This window comes from Paraconexibacter antarcticus, assembly GCF_024220175.1.
GTDB classification, from domain to species: domain Bacteria; phylum Actinomycetota; class Thermoleophilia; order Solirubrobacterales; family Solirubrobacteraceae; genus Paraconexibacter; species Paraconexibacter antarcticus.
Map to the genome: position 1 here is coordinate 1,341,264 of NZ_CP098502.1, position 16,984 is coordinate 1,358,247.

Here is a 16,984-nt window from a genome sequence, read left to right on the forward strand (position 1 = left end):
GGTCAGCACCCGGCCGTCGCCGTCGAGGCGCGCTCGAGCCGCATCGTCGAACTTCCGCTGAAGTCGATGTGGTCCGGAACACCAGGGACGAGCTTGGCGAGCGTCGGCATCTTGTACCGGCCGGTGATCGTGACCTTCACCGGGTTCCCGGTCTGCGTCGAACCCGAGGGATAGGACAAGCAGATCGACAGGCCGCCGTCGAGGTGGTCGCCGCCCGAGGCCGATTTCATCTCGCTCGTGTCGGCGGTAGCCCGTAAGCCCGCGCTGCCCGGGTAGTTGTTCACGGCGGCCATCCGCGCGCCGTTGGCGGCGAGCTGGTTCACGTCGTTCGTGTAGTTGAACAGGCGGGCGAGGTCCGTGAGGAGAAAGACGAAGGCAAGCAGGAACGGCAGCACCAGCGCGAACTCGACCGCGACGACGCCCGAGTCGTCTCGATGCCGGCGGCGGCGGGACTGCTCGGGAGTGGGGTGTGATCGGTTCACGGGAACCTCGGGTGGGACACAGGGCGGAGGCGTCGAAACGACTGGCGGGTAGCTCAGGGCACGGCGCTCTTGATGTGCGCGATCACCGGATCGAGCGCGCCGTCCATGCCAGCGGCGAGGAACAGGACCACGACGATCACGATCGTGAGGAGCACCGACGCGTACTCGACGGTCGACTGACCCAGGTCGTCACCGACCGGATGAGTTTGATCGGCCGTGCGCTGTGCGGGCATTCTTGCCGCCGGCGGTGGCCCGTCCCGGCGACGAGCCGGGACGGGGTAGGCCGCAGTTCCTAGGCCCCCAGCGATGCCGTGATCTTGCTGATGGTCGTCGAGAGGACGCTGCCCAGCCCGGTCGCGAGCGCGACGACGAGGACGAGGGCGATCAGGAGCAGAACGAGCGCGTACTCCACCGCGGTCTGACCCTCGTCGTCCGCACGAACGGCGCCGAACATTGCCAGCAGGTACTCGAGCATTGAGATGCCTCCAGAGGTTGGTGTGATGAGCCGACGAGCCGAGTGAGACACCCGATGCTCAACGTCGAAGATAGACCATGTCGTGTTTTGCGCAATACCCTTGTCAGGCCGAACATGCGTGGAGATCTCCACGCTGTTGCTCGGCCCGCCGGGGTACCCGTCAGGGTCGCGGGCGGCCCCGTCGTTTGCGGGTTCAGCGACTGGCCCAGCCCTGTGCAAACGTGTGACCGCGCCCCGCTGCCACCTCGATGACCGAGTGCCCCCGAAGGTCGGATCTCAGCCGCCGCGGCGGTACGGCCTCGGTGACGCCTCTGACATCGCCGGCGCGATCGAGCCAGATGAGATCCAGGGGAAAGGCCATCCCGAACGTGTGAATCGAACGGCACGGCGCTATCAGCAGGCCGACTGACGCAGGCAGCTCGGGAAGGCCGGCCAGGCCGCGCCGTCGCGCGTTCCAGGTCCGTGCCTCGAAGACCACAAGGTCGCCGATCAGCGCGACGTGCGGAAGCCCGCCGAGCCTCGCCCGCCACGCCGGAGGGCCGCCCTTGGGAGGGGTCACGTGCCCGCTCCGGACGCCGGAATCCGCGGCGGCGCGTGCAGTTTGCGCTCGGCACGCGTCGCGTGGCTCCTCACGGTGGCGGCCGAGATGCCGAGCCGGACCGAGATGGCCTCCCTCGAGAGGCCGGCTTCGAGTAGTCCGTGCACCTCTTCCTCGCGCGCGGTGAGGCCCGCGCCGGGCGGGACCCGACGTAGCGGGCGGTGCCGTCGAGCGAGCTCGTCGGCCATCACCCGCACGAACCGGCGCGGGAACGCCGCCTCGCCTTGCAGGACACCCGCCACGGTGTGAGGGAGGCGCCGAGGGTCCGTCGAGCCGAGCAGGAACCCGTGCGCGCCGGCAGCGACGACGCGCAGCATGAACTCGTCGGTGGCCGAAGGTGCATACAGGACGATCTCGGTGGCCGGGTGGCTTCGGGCGATGTCCTCGGTCGCGCCGACCGCGCCGCCTGGCAAGGCGGCAGACAGGACGATGATGTCGGCCGCAAACCGCAGAACTGCGTCATTTGCTTCTTTCCGGTCACGCGCCTCCGCCTCGACTAACATCCCTCCCTCTTCCAAGGCCACACGCAGCGCAGAGCGGATGATCGCCGACTCGTCGGCGACGACGATGCGAGGGACTCTGAGGCGGGAGGGAGCAGGGGTTGTCAAGAAACGAGTCTGGAATGCCGATGGATCGTCGTGTGCACGCCGAGCAGCACACCCGCGACGTGATCGTACCGGTCACGGCGGTCCTGGCCGACTGTTACTCCTTTTTCCGGATGGGGCTGGCCCGAGCGTTGACCGCGATGGGCGTGGCAGTCGTCGGCGAAGCGACCGACGGGACGGAGGCGGTCCGTTTGGCCGCCGAGCTCCGGCCTGACGTCGTCGTGATGGACCCCGATCTTCCGATTCTCGACGGGATCGGCGCCACCCGGCAGATCACGGCGATGACCCACCCGCCGGCGATCCTCATCCTCGCGGATGAGCACTCGACGGCGGTGCTCGATGCGTTGCTCGCGGGAGCCACCGGGTTCCTGCTCAAGGACGCCGACATCACCGACCTCGTGAGCGGGATCCGGAACGCTGCGGTGGGCGAATGCGCGCTGGCGCCACGTGTCGCGGGCGCGCTCGTCGAGCGACTGAGGCAGCTCGAGCGCAGCCACGCGAGCGCCGCACGCTGCGCCGACGAGCTCACGAGCCGTGAGCGACAGGTGCTCTCGCTTGTCGCGCAGGGCCGCGACAACGCCGCTATCGGGCAGGCACTCTGCATCAGCTCGAGCACGGCAAAGCACCACGTCGGGGCCATCCTCGACAAGCTCGGCGCGTCGAATCGTGCCCAGGCGGCGGCGGACGCCGTCCGCTTCGGGCTGGTCTGAGTTCGGGTCCGCCCGAGCGGTCGCTCGTGTCACCGCGGTCGCCGAGCGCGGGTCGTCCGCCGGACAGCGTCGGTCGGGTCGTCGCGGCTGAGGCATTCCCGGCTTTGCTGGTCCTCCTCACGGGGGCACTTCTATTTCTCGGAGTCGGCGCGTTCGTCACTCCCGATACCTGGCTTGCCATCGCCGCCGGCCGGGTGGTTGCGGGCGGCATCCCGCACCACGACACGCTCACGGCCTGGACCGTGGGGCATCGGTGGATCGATCAGCAATGGCTGGGGCAGCTCGTGCTCTACGACCTGTGGCGCGCCGGGGGAGTCCGCCTGCTCGGCGCCGTCAACGCCCTCGCGGTCGTCGGCAGCCTTACAGTTGTCCTCGTCGGTGCGCGGCGTCGCGGAGGTGCGCCGCGGCAGGTCGTGCTCGTGGGTCTCGTCGCGGCGGTCCCCCTCATGCTCGTTGCCGGCAACATCCGCACCCAGAGCCTCGCGCTCCCGTTGTTTGCCGCTGTTCTCGCCTTGCTCTGCTCGGACAGCCGGACCCCGTCGCGCAGGGTGTTCTGGGTCATCCCGTTGCTCGTGCTCTGGGCGAACGTGCACGGCTCGGTGTTCTTGGGCGTCGCTCTCGTCGGTGTCGCTGCCGCCTGTCGCCTGCGCGACGCCGCGCCTCCCGGTGAGCGCGCCGCCACGGTCCTCCTCGTCCTCCTTGCCGGGGCGACGCTCGTCGCGACCCCGTACGGACTTGAGATCTTTGCCTATGTCGGCGACCTCGCAGGGAACGGTGAGGTTCGCAACGTGGCCTCCGACTGGATGCCAGTGACGCTCGAGCCGATCCAGGTGCCGGCTTTGGTCCTGGCGGCCGGAGCCGTGCTCGCGATCGTCTCGAGCGGGAGCACACTCAGCCTCTTCGAGCGGGTGGCGCTCGGCCTGCTCCTCGTCGCGGCGTTGTCGGCGCGCCGTAACCTCGGCTGGTTCGGGCTCGCCGGGGCTCTGATGCTCCCGGCCTGTCTCCCGGCGAGACGCTCGCCCCGGAGCGCGGCGTCGGTGGCCGGCGGCGCGGCGACCCTCATATCGGCTGTAGGAGCGGTGGTCGTAGCCGCAGTGCATGGCTTGGGCGACGCGCCGCGCCAGGTCGATCGACGCTTTCCGCCGGCCGCGGCAGCAGTGATCTCGCGTGCGGTTGCCGCCGACCCGACGGCTCCCATCTTCGTCCACCCGCGCTACGCCGACTGGCTGCTCGTCGCCGCCCCGTCGCTGACGGGTCACATCCCATTCGACATCCGCTACGAGCTCCTGAGCGAAGCGGAGCTCAGGCGTTTCCGCCGGGTCCGCGGTCAGGTCGGGGACGGATGGCGCTCGGCCCTCGGCGGGGCTCGGCTGATCGTCCTGGATCGGTCGGAACGACCGTTGGGTCATCTCCCTTCGGCTGCCGCGGTGCTCTTGCAGGAAAACGGCTCCCGAGCCGCATTCGTTCGTGGCCGTATCGTCGTGATCGTGCTGGGTGCTCCTCCCCGGTCGCACACGTCGGCGGCGGACGCTCGGTGAACGGTCGTATAGTTGGCCGCCGTATGGCGGGCCGGGGACGAGCGACGTGACGCAGTCGGCCGGGGGCGCCCGCGCCGTCGCCGCCGTAGAGCGTAACGCGCTGTTCGTGCTGTTCCTCTCGCTGACCGGGGTCGGTCTGTTCTTGACCCTGCCCACCCACCTGAACCAGGACGGTTTCCTCGCGCTGGTCGACGGCCGCGTCGTTGCGCATCAGGGGATCCCCCATCACGATCAGATGGCGATCCTCACGCGCGGCGTGAAGTGGGTCGACCAGCAATGGCTCGGGCAACTCGTGTTGTACGAGATCGATCGGGTCGGCGGTCTCCTGCTCTACGCGATCGTCTACGTCGCGCTCTTCCTGTCGGCCCTCGTCATCGCGATCGGCGCCGCCCGCCGTCTCGGCGGCGCCGATCTGCACGTGGTGGAGGTGCTCATCGTCAGCACGTGCCTCTACGCCTTCACGTCCATCCAGGTGCGCACGCAGGGCTTCGCCTACCCGCTCTTCGCCGCGGTGCTCTGGTTGCTGGCCGCCGACGCCCGGCGTCCGGCTCGGCGGACCTATCTCGTGTTCCCGGTTCTCGTCCTCTGGGGCAACCTGCACGGGTCGGTCACCCTCGCCGCCGTCTTGGTCGCGTGCCACGGATTGACCCAGCTCGTGGGACGGCCGGAGGGAACGGGCCGCGGTTGGCGCCGGGCGGCCGTCTTCGTCATCGGCGGCCCGGCGAGCGTCCTCGTGACCCCCTACGGGCCGGCCATGATCGGGTACTACCACCACACGCTCGCCAACCCGACGTTCCGCGGGCTCATCTCGGAGTGGCAACCGGTGACCTCGCTCACCCTTCTCGCGGTTCCGTTCTTCGCGCTCGCCACCGCGGCCGTCTTCCTGCTCGGGCGGTCCGGGGATCGGCATCCCCTGTTCGAGCACGTCGCACTAGGAGTCACGGCGGCGGCCGGGGTCTCAGCGCTTCGCAACGTCACGTGGTTCGCGCTGACCGCGACCATCCTGATGCCCGGCCTGCTCACGTCCGCGTGGGGTGCGCCGCCGCCGGGGGCGCGCCGGGTCCGGCTGAATCTCGCGCTTGCCGGGATGGGTGTCGTCGCGCTGGTCGCGGCACTGGTCTTCGTGGCGACGCGCCCACCTAACTGGCCGGAGCGCAACTACGATCAGCGCGCGCTCACGCTCGTCGCGACGGCGATGCGGCGCGACCCCGGGCTGCGGGTCCACGCCGGAGACCGCTTCACCGACTGGCTGCTCTGGCACGAGCCGGCCCTCGCCGGCCGGGTGTCGTACGACACCCGGCTCGAACTCCTGAGCGCGGCGCAACTACGAGCCATCGCCCGCCACTCCGCGGTGCCGGATGCCCCGTCGGACCGGATCCTCGACGGATTCGGGCTGTTCGTGATGGATCCGGCCGACGCGAACGTGGTGCGGTTCCGTCTTCGCGAACCGGGTCAGCGGGTCATCTACCGGGGCGACGGCGTCATCGTGTCATTGGGACCTCAGCGCTGACCCGCCTGGCGTCTACGCGACCGGCACCTTGACGCGTGTCGTCTGATGGCCGGCGCGCGTGACCACCACGATGAGATTGCCACGACGGCGGGGATGAACCCGGAACGTCGCCTTCCCGGCCCGGTTCGTGACCCGATGCGCCGCGCGGACCCCGAGCCCGCTCACGGCCACCCGGGCGAGTCGGATCGGTGATCCCGACGGCGACGTGACGCGCAGGGTGAGGGTGCTGGTCCGCCCGCGCTGAAGGATGCCGGTCGGAACCACGGTCAGCGCCACCGGAAGCCGGAAGCTGCCCTTCGCCCCTTTGCCCTTGTTACCGCCGGAGTCGATCGCCAGCACCTGCCAGTAGATCGTCCCGCCCTTCTTCAGGGCGTCGCTGGTGAGATCCGGCGCCCATGCCGTGTTGTCGGTCGTGACCGAGGCGAACGCCGATCCGAAGCCGTCGGTGGTGGACAGCTGCGCCTGGTACTGCTTGGCCGACGGGTCAGGGCTCCAGCTGAGCAGGATGCGCCCCGGCGTCCGCCGGCCGGAGGCGCCGGACGGCGGGCCGAGCGTGTGGATGATGTTCTGGGTCGCCGAGTAGGGGCCCGGCACCGTCGTCCCAAGGGCGGCGAAGTTCGCGCGGACCTTCCAGTGCCAGATCCCCTGCCCGTACCAGTCGATCGGGGTGAACGACGTCGAGTTGAGGGTGAAGTCCTTCGACGAGCCGTCGACCTGATCCACGTGGACGGAGTACGAGACGGCGGCCTCGACCGCCGACCATGAGAGCGCGCGGATGTCCTCACCGGTCGTGGCCGTCAGTGGAGACGGGACGGGGGTGGGCAGGCGGCGACGGAAGGTCTGCACCGGCGACCAGTTGAGCCCCTGGCTGGTGACGTCGTTCGCGCGGACTCGCCAGTACAGCACGGTGTCGGCCGGGTAGGTCGACGAGCTGGTGTACGCAGTCGAATCGGTTTGCACGTCGTTGATCGGGTTGGCGAACGTCGGGTCCTGGGCGACTTGGAGCTGGTAGTGGAGCGCGCCCTCCGCACGGGTCCACGCGAAGGTCGGCTGGGTCAGGATGTCGGCCCCGGCGGCGGGCCCGGCCGGGCCCGGCGGCGCCGAGTTCTTGTTGAACGGGTGGTTCGGGGTTGGCCCGGGGGCGTTCGACCCGGTGCCGGACGCGCCCGTGGTGGGGATCACCGACCAGTAGTAGCTCGTCGTCTCGTCGGAGAGCGGGATCCCCCCGGCGGAGGTCTTGCGGGGCGCGTAGGCGGGGACGTTGGTGAAGCCGACGTCCGCGATCTTCGTGAAGTGATCGTCGCGCGCGACGATCACGTAGTAGCCGCGCGCGCTGGGGATCGGCTTCCAGGTGAACAGCGGCGTCCGCGTGACGGCCGCCCCCGCCCCGGGCGCGATGTAGTCCCCGTCGGTCGCCTGGAGCACCTGGCCCGAAGGCAGCGGCACGTAGGCCGGCGGGTCGTTGTATTGGAAGGCCGGCTGGTTCGTGCCCCCGAGCTGGGTCCACTGGCTGATGACGGCCCCGCCCTTGGCGTCGTCATCGGTCCGCGCGAGGACGCGGAGGCAGTACTTCGCGCCGCCGGCGGGGAGTGCTGATTCGGCTTGTGGGCTGGGGTACGAGGTCGGACCGAAGTGGCCACCAGGCCCCAGGGGCGTCCAGGCCGGGGCCGCGGTCTGCGTATCCCGTGTCCTGCTGTCGTGGCCTACCAGTGCCCAGTCACATCCGAAGCCGCTCTGGTACGGCGTGATCTGGACCTCGTAGCTCGCCGCCCCGGGGACCGGATCCCACGAGACGATCGGGGTGTCGGTCGCCGGAGGGCCGCCGCTCCCCGGGACCGCGGCGCCGGTTGTGCTCCGCACCGCGAGGTTCGGGATCGTCGGTTCGCCGCTGTCGTAGTCCTTGTTGAAGTCCGGCCCGTTGTTCCACTGGCCAGCGTTGCCGCTGCTGTCCACCGCCCGCACCCGCCAGTAATAACGGTTGTTGGCCAGGGGCTTGGTCGGTGACAACGAGGTGCCGATCGTTGGGTCGGTACAGCACCACTTCGAGCCCGCCGGGAAGTTCGACGCCGAGTTGACCTCCACCTCGTACTTCGCCGCCCCCGGGATCGGGTCCCAGGAGAACTGGGGGTCGAAGACCGTCGGGTCGGGGTCCAGGTCGGTCACGCGCGTCGGGCTCGTCGTCGGCCACGACCAGGCGAACGTCCCGATGTGGGAGCGCGTCCCAGGATGCCCGCGGGCGTCGAGCGGGGTGATGGCCCAGTAGTAGGTGCCTGGAGCCAAGGTCCCCGGCAATGCGAACACGGTGGCCTGGGTGTCCGTGACCTTGGGCGAGGAGCCGATCGCTCCGCTCGAGAGCGCGGGGTCCGTGGTGATCGTCACCGAGTACTTCGCGGCGTAGGGCACCGCCGACCACTTGAGGAGCAGAGGGGTCGACGGCCACGCCACCCCGATGCCGTCACTGAGCCCGAGGACCGGCGCGGTGCTCCACGCCTTCACGAGCGTCCGTGTAGATGACCATCGCCCCACCTTGTCGCTCGCGGAGATGGCACGCACCCGCCAGTAGTACGTGCCGTCCGGGATCGCCGTGTCGAGCGTCGCGGCGGTCGAGTGCGTACGGAAGTCGCCCTTCCCGAACCCGCTGCCGAGCACGATCGAGCTGAACTGGTCGTCGGCGGCGAGCTGGAACTCGTACTGGGCAGCACGCGGGACGGCGCCCCAGCTGAAGACCGGCGGGGTCTGCACCTGAGCGTCGGGGGCCGGGGTCTGCGCCGCCGGGGCGCGGAGCGTCGCGGCCGCCGCGGCGGGCGCACCGGCGCCGACGCCCACGACGACCCCCGCGAGCACCGTGCTCGCGACCGTTCGCGCAGCCCGCGAGCACCCCGTTCCCCGGAACATCTGCGCATCCTAGGCCGGGGCGGTATGAGCGCCAACCCTAGTGTGCGCATTCGACCAAAAGGTCTAAACTCGTCCTAAGATTGCGCTTGTGGCGCGTCGGGGGCCAGACGGGCCTGCTCCGGCCGCGCCTACCCACCCTCAAACCCCGAGCACCCCCGGAATCCCCGGGTAGTCCGGCACCAGGCGCAACGCCAGCGCCGCTGCCGGCCCGTGCGCCGCCACCCGGTCGTGCAGGTCGGCGAAGGCGAGGAGCATCCGGACGGCCGGGGCGATCTGGCAGTCGGCCGCGTTCAGGTCCGGCCCGCCGATGACGCCGTCGGCGATGAGCGCGTCGACGTGGCCGAGGATCTCGTCGAGGGAGGCGAGGTCGGCGGCGGTGCTCTCGGCACTCGATCCGACCATGCCCGCGAACACCCCGGCGATCGGCCGCAGCGCGAGCGCGACGAGGCCCGGGAAGGGGAGCGGCATCGTCGTCGCGGCGAACCAGCGGCGCTGGGTGCCGGAGAGGACGAGCGTGCGACGGATGAGGCGGCGGGGAATCGGCTGCAGGACGCGCTCGCCCCAGGCCTCGGCCTCGGCCACCGCGGCGCGCTCGGCCGGCCCGCCCGGGTACAGCGGCGGGTCCGGGACGGCCGCCTCGAGGGCGCGGGTGATCGCCGTGGAGCCCTGGACGCGGGCGCCGTCGAGCCGGAGCGCGGGCACGGTGCCCCCGCGGAAGCCAAGCGCGAGGAGCAGCAGCGGATGCGCCCCCGCGAGCAGCGTCCGCTCCTGCACCTCCACGCCCTTCCGGGCCAGCGCGAGGCGGGCCGTGATGACCGGGTGGGACATCGGGATGCCGTACAGACGCGCGCGCACGGCCCGACCCTATCCGCGGGCGTGTCCCGCGGCACCCCGCGGGACACGGACGTCACCCCGGCGATGTCAGACCGCCGCCGGCTCCCGGTCGCGCGAGCTCGCGGTGACGGTCGTCACCGGCAGCCCGAGCCCGGCCGCCTTGTGGGGCAGGTCGAGGTGCAGCCAGCGCGAGACGCGGTGCGGCAGCGTGGAGATGATGATCTCGTCGAAGCCGAGCAGGTTCACCGCGTCCTGGATCGCGGCGAGCGGCTCGGGCACGCCGACGCGGCCGGCGACCGGTGAGCCCGCGGCCTCACTGAGCGCCGGCAGGGCCTGCTCGAGCACGGCGGTCGCCTGCGCGCGGTCGGCATCGTCAGGGTTCAGCAGGCGCTGGACCGCCGTGACCGGCGTCGGGACGAGCAGCGTGAACCGGCACGGTCCGCGGGCGGCGCGCTCACGCACGGCGTCGAGCAGGCCGTCGGTCGCGGCCGTCTGGCTCGCGACGATGAGGACACGGGCGGGGGAGGACTCCATGGGTGGAACTCCTTTGGGCGAGTTGGTGACGTCTGCCACGATCGTCCCACCGCGGGCGCGCTCAGCGCAAGGCCGACATCCGGCCGTGCGTCAGCCCCGGCCGGTCTCCAGGACCCTCAGGCCGCCGGATGCGCCGCCGCCCACGCGACGATCTTCTTCGTCCCGCCGACCCAGGTGCCGTCGTCGAGCTCGAGCGCGGGCACCCAGTAGCGACCGGTCGCCGCCCGGACCTTCTTGCGCGTCGGGGTCTGGACGAGGCCCGGCAGGCCCCCGAAGGAGTGCGCGTGGACGACCTCGGGGTCGTGGCCGGCGGCCGTCAGCGCGCGGTGGGCGTCGTGGCAGACGTGGCCTTTTACCGGGACGTCGAAGGTGCCCCAGCAGACGTAGAGCCTCACGCCGTCCCCTCCGCCGCGCGGGCCAGGGCGTGGCGCGCGGCCGCCGCGTGGGCGGGGAAGCCCTCGTAGTCGGCGAGCGTCGCAGCCGACGGCCCGAGCGCCCGCGCCCCCGCGGCGGTGACGTACGCGAACGAGGACCGCTTGATGAAGTCGTCCACGCCGACGCACGAGTAGCCGCGGGCGAAGCCGCCGGTCGGCAGGATCGCGTTGAGGCCGATGACGTAGTTGCCGAAGGCGATCGACGCGTGCTCGCCGAGGAGGATCTCGCCGGCGTGCTCGAGGCGGTGCAGGACGCCGAGGCTGTCCTCGACGATCGCGTGCAGGTGCTCGGGCGCCCACTCGTTGCAGAAGGCGATCGCGTCGTCGAGCGTCGGGGCGACGACGATCCCGCCGAAGCCGCTGAGGACCGTCTCCACGAACGTCTTGCGCGGCTCCGGCAGGGCGGCCGTCAGCGCGGGCAACAGCGCGCTCACCGCGTCCGCCAGCGCGTGCGAGGTCGTGACGAGGACCGCGGCGCTGTCGGGGCCGTGCTCGGCCTCGACGAGCAGCTCGTGCGCGACGACGGACGGGTCGGCGCTGTCGTCGGCGAGGACGATCGACTCGCTCGGGCCGGCGGGCGGGCCGGGGTTGACCTGCCCGTAGACGAGCCGCTTGGCGTGCGTGACGTAGCGGTTGCCGGGGCCGACGATCTTCTCGACCTTCGGCAGCGACTCCGTCCCGTAGGCGAGCGCGGCGATCGCCTGCGCGCCTCCGACGCGGTAGATCGTGTCGATCCCGCTCAGCCGCGCCGCGTAGAGCGACGCCGCGTCGACCTCGCCGCCGGGGCCGGGCGGGGTGCAGACCGCGATGACGGGGACCTTCGCGAGGACCGCGGGCACCGACAGCATGGTCATGACGGACGGGAACGAGCCCTTGCCGCGCGGGACGTACAGCCCCGTCGAGGCGATCGGCGTGTAGCGCTCGCCGGAGATGACCCCGGGCGAGGTCTCCTGCATCCAGTCGGCGCTCGGGACCTGCGCCGCGTGGTGGTGGCGGATGTTCTTCACCGCGAGCTCGATCGCGGCCTTCACGTCCGCGGGGACCTGCGCCTCGGCGGCGTCGAACTCGGCCTCGGTGACCGCGAGCTTCGCCGGATCGAGCTGCACGCCGTCGAACTCGGCGGTGAAGCGGACGAGCGCCGCGTCGCCCTCGGCCCGGACGGCCGCGACGACGGTTTCGACGGTCTCGCCGATGTCGCTCGTGTCGGCCTGCTGGACGCGGGCGAGGAGCGCGGCCCGGCCGGCCGCGTCGAGCCCGGCGAGGTCGTGCCTGGAGATGTTCACGTCGTGCGGCTCCTGTGGGGGAGGGTCTGAAGAACAAATACGGGGCTCATGCGAGCGTGGCCTTGACGCCCGCGATGAGGGCGCGCTTGGCGTGGTTCGGGGCGAGCAGCTCGGCGAGCGCGGCCCCGAGGCCGGTGAAGACGAGCACCCACGCTGCGTCGAGGTCGGTGACGGGCTCCCAGTGGACGACGACGCTCACGCCCATGCCGCCGACGAACCCGTCGAGGAAGTCGTCGAGGTCCTCGCTGAACAGGCCGCTGGCGAGCGTCCCGCCGATGAGCTGATCGCGCAGCGCCTCGCGCGTCCACCCGAGCGGGACGAGCTGCAGGAACTTGCGTCCCTCCCAGGAGATGCCGACGCGGATGGGCTCACCGGGCGCGGCGCCGAGCGACGAGCCCGCGCCCTCGATCCCGAAGGCGTCCATCCGGGCGGTCGCGAGCTCCTTCACCGCGGCGCCGAGCGTCATCCCGACGTCCTCGGCGACGACGTGGCTCGAGCTGAGCTCCAGGGCGGAGAAGTCGATCGTGCCGCCGAGGCCCGCCGCCATGCCGAGGCGCCCGACGAGGTCGATGAGCCCGTCGCACGAGACCGAGGGGGACGTGGCGAGCGTCAGGGTCAGCGGCCCGCCGGCGAGCGCGACGTCGGCGGTGCAGACGCTCTCGGCGGTCGTGCGGACGACCCGGACCGCCTCGGGCGACGCGGCCTCGACGCGGAGCCCGTAGCCCGCCTGCGCGCGCCGCCCGTCGTTCGGGACGACCGTGCTCCCGGTGCCGTCCGCGTGCGCGCGCAGCGTGTCGGACAGCCCGCGGAGGGCGACGCCGACGGCGCGGAAGATCGCCTCCCACGTGTGGTGGGGGTCCTCGACGCTCGCGACGTCGATGGTGATGCCGAGGCCGCAGGCCGCGCCGAGGCCCCGCAGGATCTCGACGAGCGCGCCGCCCGCGGCGAGCTGCTCGACCCGCAGCCCGACGAACCGCTCGGCGTCGACCGGCCCGACGCCGTTCAGCGTCGTCCAGTCCCCGCCGCGGGTGAGCGTCACCTCGCAGCTGCCGTCGTCGATGAGCCCGAGCGCCCGGCTCGTCGCCTGCGGCCCGTCGAGGAGCGGCCCCAGCTGCGCGCCGACCGCCTCGCCGAGCCAGCCCCAGTCGTTGCACGCCCAGGCGAGTGTGAACGAGCAGCCGGTCCGCCACGCGATGTGCTCGAGCATGTGGCTCACGAACTCGTTCGGGCTGCGCAGCGACTTTGCCGTCACGTCGCCCGGGGCGAGCACGGCGGTCGACGGCGTGAAGGCGAGGAACGCGCGGTCGACGTCCGCGGACGCCTCGAGCTCGCCGAACGTCGCCGCCCCGGTGGCGACGCCGACGACGTGGCAGCCCGCGGCCCGTGCGGCGGCCGCGCCGAGCAGCGAGTCCTCCAGCGCGACGCAGCGGGCGGGCGCCAGCCCCACGGCCTCCGCGCCCGCGAGGTACATGTCCGGGGCGGGCTTGCCCGGCAGGCCCTGGTCGTTGCCGACGACGTGGGCGAAGGCGCTCCGCAGGCCCGCGTGGTCGAGCAGCTCCTCGATGTGCGCGACGGGGTTGTTCGAGACGACGGCGACGGCGAGGCCGGCGGCCGCCGCGGCGTCGAGCAGCTCGCGCACCCCCGGGAGGACGGCGGGCGCCCCGGTCGTGCGGGCGTCCTCCAGCGCGTCGGTGAGCGTCCGGACGAGCGCGTCGTCCGGCTCGGCGCCCGCGCCCTCCAGCAGGAGCCGCCAGAAGACGGGGATCGTGTGCGGGAAGGCGCGCCGCACGGCCTCGCGGTCGACGGGCGCGACCGCGGGGACGTGCTCGGCGAGGAGATCCTGGACGATCCCGACCTCGAGGCTCAGCGTGTCGAGCACGACGCCGTCCAGGTCCCACAGCAGGGCGCCGGTGTCGTCGGGCAGGCGGAGGCGGGACGCGAGCAGCACGGACGCCGGAGGGTACCGGCGGGGCTCGCGGCGGCGGGGTCCGGCCCCAGGGCTCCCGGGCGGACCGTCCAATTCGCGGCGCCGAAGTTGGGCAGGTGCGCCCGATCGCGCCGTACCCATTTGCACTCCTTCCCGAACCTACGTTAGCGTAGCCTCGCGGAGTCGCCTCAGAGGAGGGGGCGGCTCAGGAGACCGCCGAGAGGGCCACGGGATGGGGTACGAAGACGCATGCTGCGCGCCGTAGGCGATCGCACTTTTCTGCCGTTGAAGGAGTTCATCGAGACGATCGGCTCGATGGGTGTCCTGACGGGCAAGACGCTCATCTCCGCCGTGCGGCCGCCCTTCCCGTACGGCAAGGAGTTCGTGACGCAGTTCCTCTTCGCGGTGCGGCTGTGCTGGTTCCCGATGATCGTCGCGTCGTTCGCCTTCACCTACGGGCCCGCCGGCATCCAGGCCGCGAACTTCCTCAACCTTTTCGGCGCCCTGGACCGTCTCGGCGGCCTGTTCATCGTCGCGGTCGTCCGCGAGTTCGCGCCGCTTGTGTGCGCGATCGTCATGGCCGGCGTGGCGGGGACGGCGATCACGGCGGACCTCGGCGCCCGCAAGATCCGCGAGGAGCTCGACGCGCTGCAGGTGCTCGGCGTCGATCCGATCAAGAACCTCGTCGTCCCGCGCTTCCTCGCGCTCATGCTCGTGACGGGCATGTTCAACGTCTACGCGGTGATCTTCGGGACGTTCGGCGGGGTGCTCGTCACGCTCACGAACGGGGCGCCGCTCGGCCCGTTCTTCGCGACGTACTTCACGAACGCGACCTCGACCGAGCTGTGGGGCTCGCTGCTGAAGACGATCCTCTTCGGCGCGATCATCGCGATCGTCTGCTGCTACAAGGGCCTGACCGCCAAGGGCGGCGCCGAGGGCGTGGGCCGCGCGGTCAACCAGGCCGTCGTCATCAGCTTCCTCGGCATCGGCGCCTTCAACTACGTCTTCACGCAGACGCTGCTGGCCACCCACCCCGAGCTGACCCTGGTGCGCTGAATGTCGACCTTCAAGGCCATCGGGGACCGCACCACGGCGCCGTTCGGGACGTTCCTGCGCTTCGCGATGCGCGTCATGGGCGACGTGTACCGCCTGCGCGTCATGAAGTTCTTCGGCGAGACGCTGCGCCAGGCGGGGATCCTCGTCACCGGCAGCGTGCTCATCGTCCTCGGCCTCGTGTTCATCCTCGGCCTCGAGTGCGGCATCGAGGGCGCCTACGCCTCGCGCCAGATCGGCGCGCCGTCGGTGTCCGGCGCCTTCACCGCCCTGTGCGACCTGCGCGAGATCACGCCCTACGCCTTCGGCTACATGATGGCCGCGAAGGTCGGCACCGGCATCGTCGCCGAGCTCGGCTCGATGCGGATTTCCGACGAGATCGACGCCCTGGAGGTCATGGGCTTCGACTCGATGCTCTACCTCTGCGCCACCCGCCTGCTCGGGATGTGGCTCGTGCTCCCGTTCGTCTACATCTCGGCGATCGCCTTCGGGTTCGTCGGCTCCTACATCGCCGTCGTCCAGCAGATCGGCGAGGTGAGCGCCGGCGGGTACTTCCAGATCTTCTGGCAGTTCCAGAATCCCGTCGACCTCGCGTACTCCGCGATCAAGGGCATGTGCATGGCCACGATGGTCGTGCTCGTCGGGTGCTACTACGGCTACAACGTCTCCGGCGGCCCGGTCGGCGTCGGCACCGCGACCGCGAAGTCGATGGTCGTGAACATCTTCGGCATCCATGCGATCGGCATGGTCGGCACCCAGCTCTTCTGGGGCGGCAACGCCAGGGCCCCGATCGGCGGCTAGGTCATGGGTGAGGGCAAGGTGAGAGGCGCGGCGCTGGCCGCCGTCGGGTTGGTCGCCATCGCGATCCTCGCCGTCGTGCTGTTGGGCAAGAGCTCGCACACGATGAACATCCGCTTCCTCGACGCGGGCCAGCTCGTGCGTGGCGACCTCGTCGAGGTGTCGGGCCGCGCGATCGGGTCGGTCTCCGACATCACCCTGACGAACGACAACCAGGCGAACGTCAAGGTCAAGACCAAGAACGACGACTTCTGGCCCTTCAAGGAGGGCACGGTCGCCGGCGTCCGCGCGGTCGGCCTCTCGGGCGTGGCGAACCGCTACGTCGAGATCACGCCGTCGGCGACGGGCGCGGACATCCCGGACGGCGGGACGATCCGGCCGACCGACACCCGCACGATCGTCGACCTCGACGAGGTCCTGACCGCGCTGGACGCGCCGACCCGCGCGAAGCTCAAGCGGCTCATCCACGAGGGCGCCGACGTCTTCCACGGGAACGCGCAGGACGCGAACGACGCGATCGTCTACGCGAACCCGGCGATCGCCCAGGGCAGCGCGCTGCTCAGCGAGGCCGACCGCGACGAGGCGGCCGTCGGGCGCCTGGTGTCGACCGCCGCCACCGTCTCCACGACGCTCGCGCAGCGCCGGGGCGCGCTGCAGGGCTCGATCACGAACACGGCCCGCACGCTCGCCGCGCTCGCCGCCGAGCGCTCGGCGCTGCAGGACTCGCTCGTCCGCGCGCCGTCGACGCTCCGCCAGGCGATGCACACGCTGCAGCTCACGCGCTCGACCCTCACGTCCGTCCGGCCCGTCCTCCGCGAGCTGCAGCCGACGGCCAAGCCGCTCGCCGAGGTGCTGCGTCTGCTGCCGACGACCGGCCGCGACCTGCGCCCCGCGATCGGGCAGCTCCGCGACCTTATCCCGGCGCTGACGAAGGCGCTGAAGGGCGTCCCGGCGCTCGACAAGGCGGCACGGCCCGCGCTGTCCGCGACGTCGACCGCCCTGAAGACCGCCCTCCCGATCGCGACCGGCCTGCGTCCGTACTCGCCGGACGCCATCGCCGGCCTGTTCAACGGCTTCACGGGGACGACGGCGGGCTACTACGACGCCAACGGGCACTACGCCCGCGTCCCGCTCATCACCGGCCCGGGCGCGCTGTCCGGCGGCCTCGGCTCCGTCGCGAAGACCCAGCTCAGCACCGGGAACACCGCCCGCTGCCCGGGCGGCGCCGTCGAGCCCGCCGGCGACAAGTCCAACCCGTACATCCCGGACCCGTCCCTCTGCAACCCGGCGCACGACCAGAAGTGATGT

17 protein-coding genes are annotated in these 16,984 nt (G+C 71.5%); 6 read left to right on the plus strand and 11 right to left on the minus strand.

The annotated features are described in order from the left end of the window. Positions 1 to 2 precede the first annotated feature (2 nt). From NBH00_RS06715 to NBH00_RS06735, 5 genes are all read right to left on the minus strand, one after another. Entirely contained in the window at positions 3 to 482 is a 480-nt protein-coding gene (locus NBH00_RS06715) for a TadE/TadG family type IV pilus assembly protein (RefSeq protein WP_254572577.1), read from the minus strand. Between the two features lie 53 nt (positions 483 to 535). Further along, entirely contained in the window at positions 536 to 715 is a 180-nt protein-coding gene (locus NBH00_RS06720) for a hypothetical protein (RefSeq protein WP_254572578.1), read from the minus strand. Positions 716 to 774: 59 nt separating this feature from the next. Further along, the gene (locus NBH00_RS06725; RefSeq protein ID WP_254572579.1) at positions 775 to 957 is read right to left on the minus strand and encodes a Flp family type IVb pilin; all 183 of its coding nucleotides are present in this window, start codon (positions 955 to 957) and stop codon (positions 775 to 777) included. Between the two features lie 193 nt (positions 958 to 1,150). Beyond that, positions 1,151 to 1,516 (minus strand): DUF192 domain-containing protein, encoded by a 366-nt coding sequence (locus NBH00_RS06730; RefSeq protein ID WP_254572580.1) that lies wholly within the window; start codon positions 1,514 to 1,516, stop codon positions 1,151 to 1,153. Further along, the gene (locus tag NBH00_RS06735) at positions 1,513 to 2,163 is read right to left on the minus strand and encodes a response regulator transcription factor (protein ID WP_302182708.1); all 651 of its coding nucleotides are present in this window, start codon (positions 2,161 to 2,163) and stop codon (positions 1,513 to 1,515) included. Before NBH00_RS06735 ends, NBH00_RS06730 begins: the two co-directional genes overlap by 4 nt. A 32-nt stretch (positions 2,164 to 2,195) precedes the next feature. On the opposite strand from NBH00_RS06735, the gene NBH00_RS06740 reads away from it, so the two are divergent. From NBH00_RS06740 to NBH00_RS06750, 3 genes are all read left to right on the plus strand, one after another. After that, positions 2,196 to 2,870, plus strand: a complete 675-nt coding sequence (locus tag NBH00_RS06740; protein ID WP_254572581.1) for a response regulator — start codon at positions 2,196 to 2,198, stop codon at positions 2,868 to 2,870. 104 nt (positions 2,871 to 2,974) lie between these two features. Further along, positions 2,975 to 4,408 carry a hypothetical protein gene (locus NBH00_RS06745; protein ID WP_254572582.1) on the plus strand — a complete coding sequence of 478 codons (1,434 nt, stop codon included), beginning with the start codon at positions 2,975 to 2,977 and terminating at the stop codon, positions 4,406 to 4,408. A 46-nt stretch (positions 4,409 to 4,454) separates the two neighbouring features. Continuing rightward, the gene (locus NBH00_RS06750; RefSeq protein ID WP_254572583.1) at positions 4,455 to 5,918 is read left to right on the plus strand and encodes a hypothetical protein; all 1,464 of its coding nucleotides are present in this window, start codon (positions 4,455 to 4,457) and stop codon (positions 5,916 to 5,918) included. 12 nt (positions 5,919 to 5,930) lie between these two features. On the opposite strand, the gene NBH00_RS06755 is transcribed toward NBH00_RS06750, so the two are convergent. From NBH00_RS06755 to NBH00_RS06780, 6 genes are all read right to left on the minus strand, one after another. After that, the gene (locus NBH00_RS06755; protein ID WP_254572584.1) at positions 5,931 to 8,813 is read right to left on the minus strand and encodes a hypothetical protein; all 2,883 of its coding nucleotides are present in this window, start codon (positions 8,811 to 8,813) and stop codon (positions 5,931 to 5,933) included. A 138-nt stretch (positions 8,814 to 8,951) separates the two neighbouring features. Next, entirely contained in the window at positions 8,952 to 9,668 is a 717-nt protein-coding gene (locus NBH00_RS06760) for a glutathione S-transferase N-terminal domain-containing protein (RefSeq protein ID WP_254572585.1), read from the minus strand. A gap of 66 nt (positions 9,669 to 9,734) precedes the next feature. Next, entirely contained in the window at positions 9,735 to 10,181 is a 447-nt protein-coding gene (locus NBH00_RS06765; protein WP_254572586.1) for a hypothetical protein, read from the minus strand. A gap of 116 nt (positions 10,182 to 10,297) precedes the next feature. Next, positions 10,298 to 10,576, minus strand: coding sequence for a hypothetical protein (locus tag NBH00_RS06770; RefSeq protein ID WP_254572587.1), 279 nt, complete (start codon positions 10,574 to 10,576; stop codon positions 10,298 to 10,300). Beyond that, on the minus strand, positions 10,573 to 11,898 hold the full coding sequence (gene hisD / locus NBH00_RS06775; RefSeq protein ID WP_254572588.1) for a histidinol dehydrogenase: 1,326 nt from the start codon (positions 11,896 to 11,898) through the stop codon (positions 10,573 to 10,575). Before hisD ends, NBH00_RS06770 begins: the two co-directional genes overlap by 4 nt. 46 nt (positions 11,899 to 11,944) lie before the next feature. Continuing rightward, complete coding sequence (locus NBH00_RS06780; RefSeq protein WP_254572589.1) at positions 11,945 to 13,846, minus strand: HAD-IA family hydrolase; 1,902 nt, start codon at positions 13,844 to 13,846, stop codon at positions 11,945 to 11,947. Positions 13,847 to 14,140: 294 nt separating this feature from the next. Here NBH00_RS06780 and NBH00_RS06785 point away from each other — a divergent pair, with 294 nt between their 5' ends. The 3 genes from NBH00_RS06785 to NBH00_RS06795 are packed head-to-tail and all read left to right on the plus strand — an operon-like array spanning position 14,141 to position 16,981. Then, the gene (locus tag NBH00_RS06785; RefSeq protein WP_254573707.1) at positions 14,141 to 14,881 is read left to right on the plus strand and encodes an MlaE family ABC transporter permease; all 741 of its coding nucleotides are present in this window, start codon (positions 14,141 to 14,143) and stop codon (positions 14,879 to 14,881) included. Then, entirely contained in the window at positions 14,882 to 15,679 is a 798-nt protein-coding gene (locus NBH00_RS06790) for an ABC transporter permease (RefSeq protein WP_254572590.1), read from the plus strand. A 3-nt stretch (positions 15,680 to 15,682) separates the two neighbouring features. Beyond that, positions 15,683 to 16,981, plus strand: a complete 1,299-nt coding sequence (locus tag NBH00_RS06795; protein WP_254572591.1) for an MlaD family protein — start codon at positions 15,683 to 15,685, stop codon at positions 16,979 to 16,981. The last annotated feature ends 3 nt before the right edge of the window (positions 16,982 to 16,984 follow it).

Bases quoted from the DNA above. Each gene is read 5' to 3' on its own strand.
- NBH00_RS06720 (WP_254572578.1), bottom strand. From the start codon at position 715: ATGCCCGCACAGCGCACGGCCGATCAAACTCATCCGGTCGGTGACGAC.
- NBH00_RS06725 (WP_254572579.1), bottom strand. From the start codon at position 957: ATGCTCGAGTACCTGCTGGCAATGTTCGGCGCCGTTCGTGCGGACGAC.
- NBH00_RS06755 (WP_254572584.1), bottom strand. From the start codon at position 8,813: ATGTTCCGGGGAACGGGGTGCTCGCGGGCTGCGCGAACGGTCGCGAGC.
- NBH00_RS06765 (WP_254572586.1), bottom strand. From the start codon at position 10,181: ATGGAGTCCTCCCCCGCCCGTGTCCTCATCGTCGCGAGCCAGACGGCC.
- NBH00_RS06785 (WP_254573707.1), top strand. From the start codon at position 14,141: ATGGGTGTCCTGACGGGCAAGACGCTCATCTCCGCCGTGCGGCCGCCC.
- NBH00_RS06790 (WP_254572590.1), top strand. From the start codon at position 14,882: ATGTCGACCTTCAAGGCCATCGGGGACCGCACCACGGCGCCGTTCGGG.
- NBH00_RS06795 (WP_254572591.1), top strand. From the start codon at position 15,683: ATGGGTGAGGGCAAGGTGAGAGGCGCGGCGCTGGCCGCCGTCGGGTTG.